This is a genomic window from Thalassospira sp. CH_XMU1420-2, from assembly GCF_037029325.1.
GTDB classification, from domain to species: Bacteria; Pseudomonadota; Alphaproteobacteria; order Rhodospirillales; family Thalassospiraceae; genus Thalassospira; species Thalassospira povalilytica.
This window is the reverse complement of record NZ_JAYMEG010000010.1, coordinates 1-15688: the sequence shown is the minus strand read 5'-3', so window position 1 is coordinate 15688 and position 15688 is coordinate 1. Positions and strand designations below refer to the sequence as shown.

The 15688-nt window shown below is 55.3% G+C and carries 16 protein-coding genes; 7 read left to right on the top strand and 9 right to left on the bottom strand.

Features of this window, described 5'->3' with window-relative positions; genetic code table 11:
- The first annotated feature begins 55 nt into the window (after positions 1 to 55).
- Entirely contained in the window at positions 56 to 1093 is a 1038-nt protein-coding gene (locus WA429_RS20485; RefSeq protein WP_443082689.1) for an AMP-binding enzyme, read from the top strand.
- A 242-nt stretch (positions 1094 to 1335) separates the two neighbouring features.
- Here WA429_RS20485 and WA429_RS20480 read toward each other — a convergent pair whose 3' ends face one another.
- Positions 1336 to 2586 (bottom strand): MFS transporter, encoded by a 1251-nt coding sequence (locus WA429_RS20480; RefSeq protein ID WP_287466887.1) that lies wholly within the window; start codon positions 2584 to 2586, stop codon positions 1336 to 1338.
- The gene (locus WA429_RS20475; RefSeq protein WP_287466888.1) at positions 2583 to 3152 is read right to left on the bottom strand and encodes a GNAT family N-acetyltransferase; all 570 of its coding nucleotides are present in this window, start codon (positions 3150 to 3152) and stop codon (positions 2583 to 2585) included. Before WA429_RS20475 ends, WA429_RS20480 begins: the two co-directional genes overlap by 4 nt.
- 99 nt (positions 3153 to 3251) lie before the next feature.
- On the opposite strand from WA429_RS20475, the gene WA429_RS20470 reads away from it, so the two are divergent.
- A complete protein-coding gene (locus WA429_RS20470) occupies positions 3252 to 4151 on the top strand; it encodes a LysR family transcriptional regulator (RefSeq protein WP_114113915.1) in 900 nt (299 codons plus the stop codon).
- A gap of 27 nt (positions 4152 to 4178) precedes the next feature.
- On the opposite strand, the gene WA429_RS20465 is transcribed toward WA429_RS20470, so the two are convergent.
- The 3 genes from WA429_RS20465 to WA429_RS20455 all read right to left on the bottom strand — a co-directional run bounded on the left by WA429_RS20465 (position 4179) and on the right by WA429_RS20455 (position 7152).
- A complete protein-coding gene (locus WA429_RS20465; protein WP_068519700.1) occupies positions 4179 to 4988 on the bottom strand; it encodes a DeoR/GlpR family DNA-binding transcription regulator in 810 nt (269 codons plus the stop codon).
- A 167-nt stretch (positions 4989 to 5155) separates the two neighbouring features.
- Positions 5156 to 5836, bottom strand: a complete 681-nt coding sequence (locus tag WA429_RS20460; RefSeq protein ID WP_068519701.1) for a DUF1013 domain-containing protein — start codon at positions 5834 to 5836, stop codon at positions 5156 to 5158.
- Positions 5837 to 6144: 308 nt separating this feature from the next.
- Positions 6145 to 7152, bottom strand: a complete 1008-nt coding sequence (locus WA429_RS20455) for an NAD(P)H-quinone oxidoreductase (RefSeq protein ID WP_287466890.1) — start codon at positions 7150 to 7152, stop codon at positions 6145 to 6147.
- Positions 7153 to 7365: 213 nt separating this feature from the next.
- On the opposite strand from WA429_RS20455, the gene WA429_RS20450 reads away from it, so the two are divergent.
- Positions 7366 to 7560 carry a DUF1192 domain-containing protein gene (locus WA429_RS20450; RefSeq protein ID WP_101245844.1) on the top strand — a complete coding sequence of 65 codons (195 nt, stop codon included), beginning with the start codon at positions 7366 to 7368 and terminating at the stop codon, positions 7558 to 7560.
- A gap of 502 nt (positions 7561 to 8062) precedes the next feature.
- Positions 8063 to 8512, top strand: coding sequence for a DUF1465 family protein (locus WA429_RS20445; protein WP_287466892.1), 450 nt, complete (start codon positions 8063 to 8065; stop codon positions 8510 to 8512).
- Positions 8513 to 8673: 161 nt separating this feature from the next.
- On the opposite strand, the gene WA429_RS20440 is transcribed toward WA429_RS20445, so the two are convergent.
- Positions 8674 to 10494, bottom strand: a complete 1821-nt coding sequence (locus WA429_RS20440; protein WP_114113908.1) for an adenylate/guanylate cyclase domain-containing protein — start codon at positions 10492 to 10494, stop codon at positions 8674 to 8676.
- Between the two features lie 114 nt (positions 10495 to 10608).
- Between WA429_RS20440 and WA429_RS20435 the strand changes: the two genes are divergently transcribed.
- The gene (locus WA429_RS20435; RefSeq protein ID WP_287466893.1) at positions 10609 to 10755 is read left to right on the top strand and encodes a hypothetical protein; all 147 of its coding nucleotides are present in this window, start codon (positions 10609 to 10611) and stop codon (positions 10753 to 10755) included.
- On the opposite strand, the gene rpmE is transcribed toward WA429_RS20435, so the two are convergent.
- Complete coding sequence (rpmE, locus tag WA429_RS20430) at positions 10752 to 10976, bottom strand: 50S ribosomal protein L31 (RefSeq protein ID WP_068519706.1); 225 nt, start codon at positions 10974 to 10976, stop codon at positions 10752 to 10754. The two genes, WA429_RS20435 and rpmE, sit on opposite strands and share 4 nt — an antisense overlap.
- Before the next feature lie 278 nt (positions 10977 to 11254).
- Here rpmE and cyaY point away from each other — a divergent pair, with 278 nt between their 5' ends.
- Positions 11255 to 11587 (top strand): iron donor protein CyaY, encoded by a 333-nt coding sequence (cyaY, locus tag WA429_RS20425; protein ID WP_228196492.1) that lies wholly within the window; start codon positions 11255 to 11257, stop codon positions 11585 to 11587.
- 46 nt (positions 11588 to 11633) lie between these two features.
- Complete coding sequence (locus WA429_RS20420) at positions 11634 to 13430, top strand: ABC transporter transmembrane domain-containing protein (RefSeq protein WP_068519707.1); 1797 nt, start codon at positions 11634 to 11636, stop codon at positions 13428 to 13430.
- Positions 13431 to 13675: 245 nt separating this feature from the next.
- Here the strand turns inward: WA429_RS20420 and WA429_RS20415 are convergent, their stop codons facing one another.
- Both WA429_RS20415 and WA429_RS20410 read right to left on the bottom strand, forming a co-directional pair.
- Entirely contained in the window at positions 13676 to 14986 is a 1311-nt protein-coding gene (locus WA429_RS20415; RefSeq protein WP_231856777.1) for a M23 family metallopeptidase, read from the bottom strand.
- Positions 14987 to 15063: 77 nt separating this feature from the next.
- The gene (locus WA429_RS20410) at positions 15064 to 15426 is read right to left on the bottom strand and encodes a hypothetical protein (RefSeq protein WP_250282625.1); all 363 of its coding nucleotides are present in this window, start codon (positions 15424 to 15426) and stop codon (positions 15064 to 15066) included.
- Positions 15427 to 15688 lie beyond the last annotated feature (262 nt).

Below are 15688 nucleotides of genomic sequence, written 5' to 3'. Positions count from 1 at the left end.
GTGATAAAATCACTTAATTTGAGCCGGAAAAGCGCGATAAGTGCAAGTTTGACGGATTATAAGTGCAATCCTCTATATCTATGCGCCGCTTTTGGCGGGCTGCACGACCGTGATGTATGAAGGAAAGCCGGTTGGCACCCCCGATGCCGGTGCCTTCTGGCGGGTAATTTCCCAACACAGGGTCAAGGTCCTGTTCACCGCGCCAACCGCATTTCGTGCGATCAAGCGTGACGACCCCAAAGCCGCCCATATGGCGAATTACGATCTTGGCTGTCTCAAGGCGCTGTATCTGGCCGGTGAACGGTCCGATCCCGATACCCTGCAATGGGCGGAAAAAAGCCTTGGCGTGCCGGTGATTGATCACTGGTGGCAAACCGAAACCGGCTGGTCGATCTGTGCCAATCCGCGCGGTATTGAACTGTTGCCGATCAAGTACGGATCGCCGACGGTTGCGGCCTGTGGCTGGGATGTTCAGGTTCTTGACGAGGCGGGCAAACCGCTTGAACGCGGGCAGATCGGCGCATTGGCCGCCAAGCTGCCATTGCCGCCCGGTACCTTGCCGACGCTTTGGCAGAATGACGACCGGTTCAAGTCATCCTATCTCGAAGAATTCCCGGGCTATTACGCCACCGGTGATGCCGGTTTCATTGATGAAGACGGCTATATCTATGTCATGTCGCGCACCGATGACATCATCAATGTCGCCGGGCATCGGCTGTCGACCGGGGCAATGGAAGAAGTTCTTTCCGGTCATCCCGACGTTGCCGAATGTGCGGTCATTGGCGTGCATGACGATCTTAAGGGGCAATTGCCGCTTGGTTTCATCGTCCTGAAATCCGGTGTCACGCGGCCCCATGATGCCATTCTGGCCGAAGTGGTTGCCATGGTTCGCGATCAGATCGGACCGGTTGCAGCGTTCAAGCAGGCAACCGTGGTTGACCGGCTTCCGAAAACACGGTCTGGCAAAATCCTGCGCAAGACCATGCGATCAATTGCCGACGGGGAAACCTATAACACGCCGGCCACCATTGATGATCCGGCGATCCTTCCGGAAATTGTCGAGGCACTCAAGGAAATCGGATACGCGAAATAACACCAACCAAAGATCCCGTAAGCACGGATACTCCCGGCTCTTTCATCACAGAGCACACCTTGCGCCTGCCATCCCCGATTGGCAGGCGTTTTTTCTTGGACGTGGTCGGAATGGCGGAGGTGTTGGCTCTGTTCGGTCCGGTCCGGTCCGGTCCGGTTCAGTTCAGTTCAGTTCAGCTCAGCTCAGCTCAGCTCAGCTCGGTGCGGGGTTGCCGGACTTGGTGAACGGGCCGGCTGTCAGGATTATTCTGCTATCGGGATGCGCGTGTGACCGGGGGTGAGCATCCGGTAAAGGACGATTGCACTGATGAACCCGATCAGAAGCAACCCGCTTGATGCCCAGATCGCAGATTGCGGTCCGAAACGGGCAATCAGCTGATCATAAAGGCTGGGCGCAATGGCCGATAAAAAGAAGCCCGGGATCAGCAACCTGCCGACCTGCTGTCCGTATCCGCGCCGCCCGAAAATCATCAATGGCAATGTCCCGCGCGTGATGGTCAGAACGCCGTTGGCAGCACCATATAAAAACGTGAATGCCATCGCCGCCATCACATGGGGATCCCCGATCAGAACCAGCAAAAAGGAGACCGGCAGGATCGCGGTCGCCAGCACCGTCAGTCTGGTTGGCGCAAGCCGTTTGCCAAACAGCACTTCGGCGGCCCGTGCGATCGATTGACCAATCCCGCGCAGACTGGCTGTTTCAATGGCAATCACGGTGCCCAGGCCAAGCCCGATCAGAACCGCGATCATATGGGCTGACATCGCCGCATTGACGACATTCAGAACCGTCACAATCACCGCATAGAGAATGCCGCACAGCTGCTTGTTTACCGGTGTTCCTTCGCAGGTTGGTACTTTCGGGTTTGCCGCGATATCACCAGGCGGGGCAGGGGCCGTTGGTGATGATGGGGCGGGGGCATCGGTTTCATCGTCGCTGCTGGGCGAAGCCGGCGGCAGCATCAAATGCAGCGGAACCGTCAAAAGGGCAAATCCGGCATAGCTTGCAAGGGCGGTGGTGATGCCAAACTGGCTTTCGATCAGATGACCGACCGGCCAGAACACGGTGGATGCAAGCCCGCCAAACAGGGTGATCTGTCCCATGGCCCGACCGGCATTCGGACCGCCGATGCGCGCCAGTGTGGCAAAGGCAGCATCATAAAGCGTCGCGCGCATGGCAATGCCCAGAATGATCCAGCCAACGAAATGCCAGATGATCTGATCGGCAAAGGCTAGCGTCAAACAACCAAGCGCGTTAAGCACCGATCCCGCCAGCATCACCGGCCGCCCGCCCCATTGATCAATCAGCCGCCCGCATGTCGACGAACAGATCCCCATGACCAAAAGTGCCGATGAAAACCCGGCATAGACGACTGCACTGTCCCAGCCATGTCGTGCGGCAATGATCGCACCGAAATTCCCGATCAGGTAATAGGCCGTCCCCCAACTGATCAATTGGGCAAGGCCAAGGGCAATAACAGTGCGGGGCCGGATCATTTGTCGAGCGGACCGGGAAGAACCGGCTTGTCCTCGCCAAGGGATCGTTGCATCAGGATGGAATCAAGCCAGCGCCCAAACTTGAAGCCGACATTATGGAAAACGCCGGTTTGCTCAAACCCGAATTTGCGATGAAGGGCAATCGATGCGTGATTGGCGCTGTCGCCGATGGCTGCAACCATCTGACGCCAGGGACCGTTTTCGCAACGCTCGATCAGATGACCCATCAAAAGACTGCCGACACCCTGACCGGCGCAATCCGGGGCCACATAGATCGAATTTTCCACCGTATGGCGATAGGCCGTGCGTGGACGATAGGAACTGGCATAGCAATATCCGACGATGTTCCGATCATTGATCGCCACCAGATAGGGCATTCCCTTGTCACGGATTGCATGAAACCGGCTGGTGATTTCATCCTGTGATGGCGGAATTTCTTCGAACGATGCCGTCCCGGTCAGCACATGGTGGCGATAAATCGCGGTGATGTGCGCCATATCTGCATCGCATGCATCGCGCACGGTTATGCGGGTAACTGGGATCGGGTCGCTGGTTGTCAGGCACATTTTATTGTCCGGTGTTGAATTGTTTGACCAGACAGTACGGCGAATTCTATCATAACGTAAGTTTTGAAATCTTATGCATTGCATAAGAAAAAGTTTGATATGCGTGCTCTTAATCTTGATCAGCTTCATGCCTTTGCCGATGTGGTCGCACTTGGCAGTTTTTCGGCAGCCGCCGCCAAACTTAATCTGAGCCAGCCCGCGATCAGCCAGCAGGTGCGCCAGCTTGAAGAACGGCTTGGCGTCAAGCTGATTGAACGGGTGGGCAAGCGGGCCGAACCAACTGCTGCCGGGCAGGCATTGCTGGCCCATATTGGCGGGATTGATGCATCGATCCGTTCTGCACTGGATGCGGTTTCAAGCTTTGCCGATGGCCCGGCGGGTCAGGTGCGGATCGGCACCGGGGCAACGGCCTGTATCTATTTTCTGCCAGCCATTCTGGAAAAACTGCAACGGGCCTATCCGAAGCTCGAAATCATGGTGCGCACCGGCAATACCAGCGACATTGTCCGCGCGATCGAAGACAACCAGCTTGATATCGGGCTGGTAACCATGCCGTGCAGCGGCAGAAGCCTGTCGATCATGCCGGTCATGACCGATCCGTTCGTGGCGATCTTTGCCGGGGATGCGGATGTGCCCGATATAATTCATCCCCGGGATCTCGAAACCCAGCCGCTGGTGCTTTATGAACGCGGTGGTTTGACCAGAACCCTTGTTGATGACTGGCTGCGTGATGCCGGGGTTGCCGGACATTCGATCATGGAACTTGGCAGTGTCGAAGCCATCAAGGAACTGGTCGGGGCGGGGATCGGGGCGACAATTTTGCCGGAAATGGGCGCGCGCCCGGGCCGCACCCAGTTTCCGGTTACGACCCGGCCGCTTAATCCGCCATTATCGCGGGAACTGGCCATCGTCATGCGCCGGGATAAAACACTGACCCCGGCATTGCGCGAAGTCCGCAACAGCCTGATGGCAGCAGCGCAAACCCGCAAGTCGTCCTGACAAATGCGGGGGCGCGTGCGATACGGCCTAGTCTTCTTCGGGCACGTAAAAGGTCGGAAATTCCGCGTTGGGTTCGGGCATGTGCATGGTAACGCCCGCACGGTTGATCATTGCCATGATGTGATCAGGGGGCAGGCAGTCGGTAAAGAATGCACTGACATCGGTGATCGAGCCACCCCGCACCACAGCGTTCCGGCCGAATTTGGTATGATCGGCAACAAGGTATGATTTGCGCGCATTCTTGAGGATTGCCGAACGGGCGCGGACTTCCTGTTCATCGAAATCAAGAAGACTGCCGTCGGGATCAATACCACCGACGCCGAAAATCCCGTAATCGACCTTGTAGCTGTTAAAGAATGCCTCGACCTCGGGGCCAAGCACATCGCGGTCACGGTTACGCAACCGGCCACCAATCAGGGTGACGTCAAAGCTGTCATTGGTTGCGGCAACATAGGCCACATTCAGATTATTGGTGAAAATCCGCAGGTCGCGATGCTGAAGCAACGCGCTTGCCACCAGTTCCGGTGTGGTGCCGATCGAAAAGAACAGCGACGCCCCATTGGGGATTTCACGGGCGACAAGGGCGGCAATCTTGCGCTTTTCATTGACGTTCAGAACCTTGCGCGCCCGATAGGCGATATTTTCATGTTCAAGTGCCGGTTCGACGCCGCCGTGGCGACGGCGCAGCAATCCTTCGTCACACAGGGCATTCACATCACGCCGGATGGTCTGCGGGGTGACGTCAAAGCGTTCAGCAAGCTGATCAATGGTGCGGAAACCATCGGCGCGGACAAGTTCAACAATGCCAGCCTGGCGTTCAGTTGGACGTTTTTGCATGGAAACGTTTCTTCGGTGTTGTTCGTTCGAAAGCAGGCGAATGGTATGTCGCGCATATGTCGGTTGCGTTACGGTTTAGCGGCAATCGTATGAAACAAACTTTATGCAATAAGTGCCGGGCAACCCAAAGAAAAAAGGCCGCCCCGTGGGCGACCTTTTGAAACGTATCAGGACCGGAAAAGGTTTTCTGCCGCTTCCATGTAATCGGAAGTTTTCGGCTCTTCTTTTTTCTCTTCGGTCTTTTTGCCCGGATAATCCGGTTCCGGATTGATCTGCAATTCTTCGGGCAGCGGATCGGGCTCGACATCGCGGGCGATTTTTTCCGGGTTCTTCGAACGTGCGATCACGACCTGTTTTTCAAGATCAAGTTCGGTGCAAAGGCCCATGGTCACCGGGTTGCGCGGCGTCAGGTTGGCGGAATTCCAATGCGTACGGTCGCGGATTTTACCGATGGTGTCCTTGGTGGTGCCGATCAGTTTGCAAACCTGTGCATCCGACAGTTCCGGGTGATGCTTAAGCAACCAGGCAATCGCATTCGGGCGATCCTGACGCTTGGAAACCGGGGTGTAACGGGCACCTTTGGACTGCGCGCGCGGGCGCGGCAAATCGGTTTTCGCCATCTTAAGGAATTCGCGCGGGTCTTTTTCGCAGCGCGCGATTTCTTCCTTGGTCAGCTGCCCGTTGGCAACCGGGTCAAGACCGACGATGCCCTGGCCAACGTCACCATCCGCAATTGCCTGGATTTCAAGCTCGTGAAGCTCGGTAAAGGCGGCAATCTGCCGGAACGACAAGCCGGTATTGTCGATAAGCCATACAGCGGTTGCTTTGGGCATGAGGGGCTGTGCCATAATTCCTCCTGTTTCCTTCTTTCTCTCTGGAGACCGGCAATGGGTATGAGCCCAAAAAGCGCGGGAATCTATGCCCCAGAATATAATCTCTTTTGGTGGTCCGGCAATGCTGCAAAGGCAACCAAGGGGTGAACCAAGGGTTGCTGCGCATCGTCGGACCCGCCATTGCGTTCTTTTCGATCAATGTGCGGGTAAATGCAACAATCTGTTGCGGACTTGCGAAAAGAATATTTCTTTTCGATCTGCAAACATCGTCATGTTGCGATGGAAAGGTCCGATAAACGGTTAGGACCGATATCCAAAAACGATCAACTGACTTCCAGTATCACTTTTCCGATGTGTGCGCCACCCTTCAATATGCCATGGCCTTCCTCTGCCTTGGCCAGCGGGAGGGTTTTGTGGATGACTGGTGCAATCTGTCCGTTTGCAATCATCGGCCAGACCTTTTCGCGCAGTGACTGTGCAATTGCACCCTTGTTCGCAACCGGCTGGGCACGAAGTGTGGAGCCCATCAATGTCAGGCGCTTAAGCAACAGCGGCGTGAAATTGGTTTCGGCCTTCGGACCGCGCAAAAAGGCAATGATCAGAATGCGGGCGTCAAAGGCCGCGGCCTTGAAATTGCGGCTGACATAGTCACCGGCAACCATATCAAGGATGACGTCGGCACCCTTGCCATCGGTTGCGGATTTCACATCTTCGACGAAATCGCGCGTTTTGTAATTGATTGAAACATCGGCGCCAAGATCGCGGCAGGCCTGACATTTTTCATCGCTGCCCGCGGTTGCGATCACTTTGGCCCCGAATGCCTTGGCCAACTGGATCGCTGTTGTGCCGATCCCCGACGTGCCGCCATGCACAAGGAATGTTTCACCAGATGTCAGCTTGGCCTTGTCAAAAACATTGTGCCAGACCGTAAAGAAGGTCTCAGGAAGGCCCGCGGCCTGAACCATCGTAAGGTTCTCGGGAACAGGAAGGCATTGCGCCGCCGGTACAGCAGCATATTGTGCATACCCGCCACCGGTCACCAGCGCACAGACTTTGTCCCCGACCTTCCAGTCGCCTACTTTTGGGCCGGTTGCAACGACCTCGCCCGCAAGTTCAAGGCCCGGGATTTCGGACGCGCCCGGCGGTGGCGGATACATGCCGGCAACCTGCATCAGATCGGGGCGGTTGATCCCGGCGGCCCGAACCCGGACCAGAACATCATCATCGCCGATTTCGGGAATATCGGCTTCGGCCAGTGCCAGATAGGGGGCATCGGCATCCTTGCGAATTTCGACAGCCTGCATTTTCGTTGGCAATTGGGCGTGCGACATTGCGACCTCCGTGGCGAATTGTGGATTTAGTACCTATCTAGGGTCAGGACCTGTTAATTTTGTTGAAATGGTCAACCGGTCTTTGGCGCAAGTTAGCCGCCAAAATGTCCGGACACCAGTGCGATAAATCTAACAGGTCACAAGCCAAACCGACATCCCGTTACCCGAACCGGGGCAGGGGTGTTGGAAAAAAGCGACTGCAGGAAATGGAGGATGAGTGTGGAAGAAGAAGATCTTGGCATTGTCAGCAAGCGTGAATTTGGCCTGCCGCGTAACCTAGAAGGCATTTCGGTTGAAAGCCTGAAAGAATACCGGACCGCACTGGAACAGGAAATCAAACGGGTCGATGCGGCACTTGAACATCGCAAAGGTGCCCATGCCGGGGCCGAGGCATTGTTCAAAAGTTAAGTCCGAAACAGTTTCGGGTGGAGCAACAAGGATTGATGGCCTTTCCAAATACTAGACGTGAGGATAATTTTTTTAAACCTGGGGTTAATTGAAATTTAAACTTCCCGTCTTATATGTGGAATAGAGGGTCATCTGTTGACCCCCTTGTCGAACGTGATGTTTCGATGCCTCCCTGTTAAACTGAGCCGCCCTTTTAGGGCGGTTCTTTTTCTTTATCTTGTATATTCAATTACTTGTATTGCTTGTAGTTCTGCGGGCCATGGCAGTGTGCATCTGTAAAATGTGCAAAAGGGTACGGGTTAATACGTATTGTCACATTTGTGCCATGAATAGCCTTGACCGCTTATGAACCGCTGGCTAAAGTTCGCTCACCAAGAAAAATAAAACTAAAAAGTCCGGCAAGTTTAGCAGGTTGAGGTGAGGCCGCCCCGCAAGTGGGCGGTCTTTCTATTTGGCCGAACCGTGCCTTGAAGCAGTTCGGCACCTTTCCAATATAAACAGGATGACACACGAGCATCCACCGGCGTCCGAAAAGGCGTCATATCAAAGCAATTTTGCGGTTGTTCATTTCTCGCGGACATATGACGAAGCCTTTACCCTGCTTGTCGAGGCCCGTAACTATCTCGCCGCTCACAGAAGTCAGCATCGTAAAAAGAACAACAGCGGCGAAGCCATGGTCCGCTGTCTGGAAGAAATGCGCATGACCACGCGCCTGATCCGGGCAATGGCATGGCTTCTTGCGGTACGTGCTGTCGAAGAAGGCGAAATCGGCTGGGAAGAAGCAATCGATACCGATGACCTGATGGTGGATCTGCGCATTTGTCTCGAAGAACGCAGTGACGCGTGTCAGTTCCTGTCGCCGGGATTGCTGGATCTGATGAACCGGGCACAGGCACTTTATATGCGTACTGCGCGCATGGAGCTACAGGTCGCCGCACGCTGCGCAAACTGACAGTTCGTTTTAATCCCTGACATTAACGGATCACCTGACGGCCGGGCGTGGCTTTGACGCACTGGCGCAATCTCGCATGTAAGTAGATGTGTGGGGGAGAGAGGCCGAAGCGCGGGCAACAAGTCGTTCCCGCACGGGACCCGGTGCCGCAAAGATACGGATCAGGTGCGCGATTGAACCTGAAAGACCTCAACCGGTTCGGCAAAGCCTTTCATCTGGCGGGTGCCCATCGATACAAACTTCGCACGGCTGCCGCTATAGGTGTTTTTGACATTGCCTGACACCAACGTTTCATCCCCGCCAGCCTGGGCGCAAACGCGCGCGGCAAGCTGCACAACGCTGCCAAACAGGTCGTTTTCTTCGGCAATGGCTTCGCCGGCATTGATCCCGATGCGGATCTGGAATTTCAGGTCCTGGGTGGCGTTGTGATTGGCCATATTCTTCTGGATTTCAATGGCAGCCTCGACCGAGCTGGCAGAAGACGGGAAGACGGCCATGATGCCATCACCCATATGTTTGACTTCCTTGCCGTAATTATTGATCAGTGCGGTGCGCACAATCTGGTTGTGGATATGAACCATCTGCTGTGCACCATGATCACCCAGTTCTTGGGTTTTGGCCGTCGAATTGACAATGTCGGTAAACATCAGCGCGTGAAGCTTTTTGCCTGCGCCACCTTGCGGATTGGCCGCGGGCTTTTCGCTCCAGTTTGCTATCGCACGCGATACCGATGACATGATGCTTTTCTCATCCTTCAGATAGGCATCCATCGATTCGCGGCCCGCGCCGTACATATCCTTGTATTTCGGCTCAAGAATATAGTCATCGACATTCTTGCAGAACGTATCGGCCATATTCTTGTTTGCACCCAGCGCCGAAATGCAGTCGCGCAAAACGGCCCGACCATCTCTTTGTTCGAGTGCATTCTTCTCGCTACACGCATCGCACGCGCCCGCGACATAAAGATTGACACCAAATTTGTGATAGGCATCGAGAACCGGCACCGTGCGTTTGATCGCCTGCATTGATCCGGAAATAAAGTTCTTCATCTGCTCGCGGGTTGCGCGCATTTCACGCGTTTCGACCAGTGGCCGGTCGGGCGTATCATCAATCGGGGCGTCCGGGGTTTGATCCTGAACGGAGTCCGCGGTGTCATCATCCGTATCGGATGCCATCCCGTCGCGTTCAAGTTCAGCCGCCATTTCGGCGGCAGACATCCGTGATCCGGACGATGGCGTGCTGTTTGATGCTCCACGGGCGCGGCTTCGCTGTGCTGGGCTGGTTCGTGCGGGTTTTGGCGATCGGCCAGATGATGGCTTGCTGCGCGCGCGTCCCTTGAACTTCTTGGTCAATGCCATCAGCATCGGCACGACACTGGCAAGGAAACCGACCGTAAAGGACATGAAATTGGCTTTGTCGTAAAAGCCCTGGCTGATCTGCATGCCCATATTGGGCAGATATTCCAATCCCTTGGCCGCAACCAGCATGGTCGCCAGACCAATGGCGATGGCCACGCAAAACGCGATCATCATCTTAAGGGCCAAACCAAGAATGCTTTGGCTTTCTGCCGCTGATGTGCGTTTGGGGCTTGCGGGTTTCGGTGCCTTTGCCTCATCGCTGCTGCTGGCGTCCGCGCCATTGCTTTCGGTTTGCCTTGTCGGCTCGGGTGTCGGGGCGGTCGGTTTCTGGGCCGCTGCGGGACGGTTGGCTTTGGGACGGCTTTGGGCATTGCTGTTTTCAAGGTTGCCCTGGCCGCGGGTCTCATAGACCACATACTCGTCCGAGCTGTTGGTCGCGTGGTTATAGACTTCGCGAATCACCTTGACGCCCGAAACATGTTTCGCGCGTTCGATCTGCTTTGCCTCTTCTTCGGCCTGCTTTTTTTGCGCACCGGTAAAGTGGCCGTGGATCTGCCAACGGCCTGAACGGTCTTTGATATAGACCTCATAACTTACCTGGTTACGCGCCGCCACCTGGTTCATCTATAACCCTGGTCGATTTGACAAGCCAAAGAGGGCGGCACGTCAGGTGCCACCCTATCCAAACGAAATAGAATTATGGCAAAAAAATGCCCGGAGAACCACCAGATATGCTGCATGGCAGATCATCCTTATGGTCATTCCAGGTTTCTTAGTGCCGGCAAGGGCGCAATCAATGGTTCTACCAAAGAAAAACGCCCGCAGCATCAACAAGATGCGACGGGCGCTGATCCCACAGAACACATGGATGTGTTCTTTGCTTAGTTGCCGATATTGAAACCAGCGAAGCGCTTTTTGAATTTCGCAAGCTGCCCGCCGCTGTCCAGAAGACGGTGAACACCAGTCCAAGCCGGATGGCTTTTCGGATCGATGTCGAGCTTCATCACGTCACCAGGGTTGCCCCAAGTCGACTGCGTGGTGAAGGTGCTGCCGTCAGTCATCTGAACGGTGATCTCATGGTAATCGGGATGGATATCTTTTTTCATCGCCTAATCACTCCGGAATTTGAAGCGCGGTGTATAGTGTAAAAAATCGGCTCGCGCAACCCCTGTAACCGGGAATTATCCGATTAACGCCAAATGAGGGGAGTGCAGTAGCGATCTCGCGGTCGTGTAGCAGCCACGCGCGTACGTTTCAAGCTTTTCTCGCAAGCGGTATCTTATGCATACTTGCACAGCACACTTTATATAGTATGGTGCGCCGACAATTGATTATCGCCTTGCCGGGGCAGATGCGCTTCCGGCGACAGACGGAGAACAAGACTGTGGCCCTTGAGGAAACCCGCTTCCATCAGATTGCAGATGAAACCATCGAGACCCTTTCCGATGTCATCGATGACGCGCTGGGCGATGACCTTGAAGTCGATTTGCAATCCGGAATCCTGACAATCGAACTCGATTCGGGCGAACAATTCATTATCAACAAGCATGGCCCGAACCGTCAGGTCTGGTTGTCCTCACCGGTCAGTGGCGCAAGTCACTATGACTTTGATGAAGACAATGAAACCTGGACCTCGACCCGCGGTTCGACCACGCTCCATGATCAGCTTTCTGCCGATCTGGCGGTGAAAACCGGAAACAAGCTTGATCTTGGCTGATCGCTGATCGGCTATATCGTTCCCTATGCATGCGGGATAAAGGGCCTTGGCGCGTACACCTACTGCTTCTGCAAGACTGATTGACCGGGAAACCAGTCGGAACCTGTCCTCGTTGCGGGCCATTGTTCCGTTTGTTCTGAAATATCGATTACAGCTGATCGGTGCGCTGATTGCGCTGGTGACTGCATCGGGAACCGTGCTGGCGCTGGGCAATGGTCTGCGTATGCTGGTCGATGAAGGCTTTGCCGACGGTGATGGCGGGTTGCTTGATCGCGCGCTTTTTGTGCTGTTTGCGGTGACCCTGCTTTTGGCTGGCGCCAGCTATATGCGCTTTTTCCTGGTGTCCTGGATTGGTGAACGGGTGGTCGCAGATATTCGTTCTGCGGTTTATCGTCACATCGTTCGGCTGGATTCGGAATTCTTTGAAGTCACCCGTACCGGTGAAGTTCTGTCGCGGCTGACGACCGATACCACGCTTTTGCAATCGGTCATCGGATCGAGCGTTTCGATCGCGCTGCGCAATGCGCTGATGTTTGTCGGCGGTTTGACGATGCTGGCAATCACCAGTCCCAAGCTGACAGCACTGGTCCTGCTGGTGGTGCCGCTGGTGGTGGTACCGATTGTCGGTTATGGCCGTCGGGTGCGTCGCCTGTCACGCGAATCCCAGGACCGGATTGCCGATGTCAGTGCCTTTTCCGAAGAAACCCTCAATGCATTGCGCACGGTTCAGGCCTATACCCACGAAGATATCGAAAGCAAACGCTTCAACGATCATGTCGAAGGCGCGTTCAGAACGGCCGTGGCCCGTATTTCGGCCCGGGCACTTTTGACCGCCATTGTCATTGTCATGGTGTTTGGTGCGGTTGGCACCATCTTGTGGATCGGCGGGCATGATGTTCTTGACGGGGTCATCTCGGCCGGGGAACTTTCCGCCTTTGTCTTCTATGCCGTGGTGGTGGCCGGCTCGGTCGGTGCGATCAGCGAAGTGATCGGTGATCTGCAACGCGCGGCCGGGGCGGCGGAACGCCTTGTTGCGCTGCTTGAAACCGAACCGCGGATTGCCGCCCCCGAAACGCCACAGCCGATGCCTGTCCCCCATCAGGGGCATGTCAGCTTCGAAGATGTCACCTTCCATTATCCGGCCCGTCCGGATCGTTCGGCCCTCGAAGGATTGACGCTTTCGGTCAAGCCCGGCGAAACCGTTGCCCTGGTCGGGCCGTCGGGGGCTGGCAAGACAACCGTGTTCCAGTTGCTGTTGCGCTTCTATGATCCGGCAAAGGGCACCATTCGTGTTGATGGTGTTGATATTCGCATGGCTGACCCGGTTGCGGTACGTGAACGGTTCGGCCTTGTTGCCCAGGACCCGGTGATTTTTGCTGCCAATGCCTGGGACAATATCCGCTATGGCCGACCCGATGCCAGTGATGCGGACGTTCGTGCTGCGGCCGATGCTGCTCATGCCAGCGAATTCCTTGATCGCCTGCCGGATGGTTTTGATACCTATCTCGGGGAAAAAGGGGTCCGGCTTTCCGGTGGTCAGCGCCAGCGTATCGCCATTGCCCGTGCCATCCTGCGCAATCCGTCGATCCTGTTGCTTGACGAAGCGACCAGTGCCCTTGATGCCGAAAGCGAACAGGTGGTCCAGCAGGCCCTTGAAACCATCATGAAGGACCGAACCACCCTTGTCATCGCCCACCGTCTGGCAACGGTACTGCATGCGGATCGCATTGCGGTGATTGATGATGGCAAGCTGGTTGCGATTGGCACCCATCAGGAACTGCTCGAAGCATCACCGCTTTACGGCCGTCTTGCCAAACTGCAATTCGACCGCGACGCAGCCTGATCCGGTCTGGACGTTTACGGAGACCCGGTCCGAAAGTCCGCGCTGCTATCTATCATGCGCACGTCGCTGCCCTTACCCTTATATCGGGCAGGGCAGGCTGAACAGGCCGCCAGCATCCCCTTGGCGCATTGGCGCTTGTACTGCCCGCTGGCGTATTCCGTTCCTGTACCCTGTATCCCGAACATCAAAAAAGCCTGCTCCGATAAAACGGGCAGGCTTTTTGCGATGCGATTATGCGATGATGCTTACTGGGCGCTGGCGATCTTGCGGTTATCAAGCGACAGCTCGGCATATTGCTTGCGCAGGATGTCGGCATCGGCCAGGAAGGTTTTCAACTCATCACCCTTAAGCTTTTTGCCGCTGGGCATCTTGACCCGGATCGGGTTGACCTGGGCGTTGTTTTTCAGGATCTCGTAATGCAGATGCGGGCCGGTCGAAGCGCCGGTGGTCCCGACATAGCCGATCACATCACCCTGCTTGACGCGTGATCCCTGTTTCAGGCCCTTGGCAAAGCCCTTCATGTGGGCATAGGCGGTTTCATAGGAATCATTGTGACGGATGCGGATGTAATTGCCATAACCGCCATTGCGGCCGATTTTGGCAATCGTTCCATTACCGGCGGCAAAGATCGGCGTTCCGCGCGGTGCGGCAAAATCGATGCCTTTGTGCATTTTGGTATAGCCAAGGATCGGATGCTTGCGCTTGCCAAAACCGGAAGACAGACGCGCGCCATTGATCGGCGTACGCATCAGGGCACGGCGATAGGATTCCCCCTTCTGATTATAGAAGTCGGTTTCGCCATTGCTGTCGGTATAGGAATAAAGACGCACTTCATGGCCGCTCAGCGTCATGCTCGCATAAAGCAGATCGCCATAGCGCACGCGCTCGCCCTTGTCGTTTTCAAGTTCCTGATACATCACTTCAAAGCTGTCACCCGGCTGGATGTCACGCTGGAAGTCGACTTCATAGGAATAAAGCTCGATCAGGCTCATCAGCACCGGGATGGGTACGCCATTACGTTCGGCGGCCAGAAACAGGCTCTGCTCGATGGTGCCCGATGCGACATTCTTTTTGGTGGTCAATTCGATCTTGTCAGATGACGCTTCAAAACCGCTATCGGTGCGAGACACAGAAACAATGGTCTCGGGATCAGGCTGGAAGCTCAGTTCGTCAAGAAGCTCGATGCTGTCTTCCATCGGCGCGGAATAGACAAGATCAAACTCCTGACCGGCCCGCAATTTGCGCGGATTGTAAACATCGCGCAGAGCCTCGATGGCGTTATAGGCCACGGTCCGCTCAAGCCCGGTCGCGGTAAGGGTCGCCATAAGGTTGGATCCTTTTTCAAGGATCACGGTTTCGCGGCGTGGTTCGATGTCGGGGATGCTTGCCGTTTCGGTTACGCTCCCGACCGGGGAGGTCATAACATTGCTTTCGGCTGCACTGGCAGAAAGGGCAGTATCTGTGGCGTTGGAATAATGATCGGATAACAGATATCCGGCCGTTCCCCCCAGAATTGCCATAACAGTAGCAATAGAAACCAAGTCTCTTCCGGCCATTGCCGTAGAACTCCCCTAATAACCAATAACCAGTTCGCTCAAGCCCGTTGCTCTTCGTGGCAACATCGGCTCAAACCTTATACATAAAAGCTCAAGCGATGTGAAACGCGAATTCGCAGCGACCATATCCGTTCCCATGGGATTATAATGGCGCGATTTCCTTTACGAACCGTTGAAGGTTTTTCAGGCCATTGCTCTTGATGGGCGGCGCTGAGATGCCAGTCGACAATGGCAAGAACAAGGCAGATCGGCAGCCTGCTGAAATTGCCGCTTTTTCCTGCGCCGATCCGCCGGGAAATCAGCCCTTGCGGATCGGAAAATGCCCGCATCGATTTGCATACATATATATGTGCTGCGAATACCGTCTGAACCGGTGGCAATGGCGCGCCAGGTTTCGGTGGCGGGCGGGCTTGCATTCGAGGGTGCTGTGTAAAAGTCATGTGCCCATTTCAACCAATGGTCAGTGATCTGTTTTGCGCCGTTTCCGGTGCTTTTTCGTACTTGTGATGTTTTTGCATTTTTCCTGCAGTTTTTTCCAAAAAAGGGTTTGACAGTTTTGGGAGCGGGCCCTATAACCCGCCTCCACCGACGGGGTGCGGCGCTAGCGAATGCGGCGACGCGGACCGGATGGTTAAGGGCTTCGGTCCTTAAGTTCTTTGACATTGTTGATAAGCAGGAAGGGATGCGCGGGCAGCGTTATGG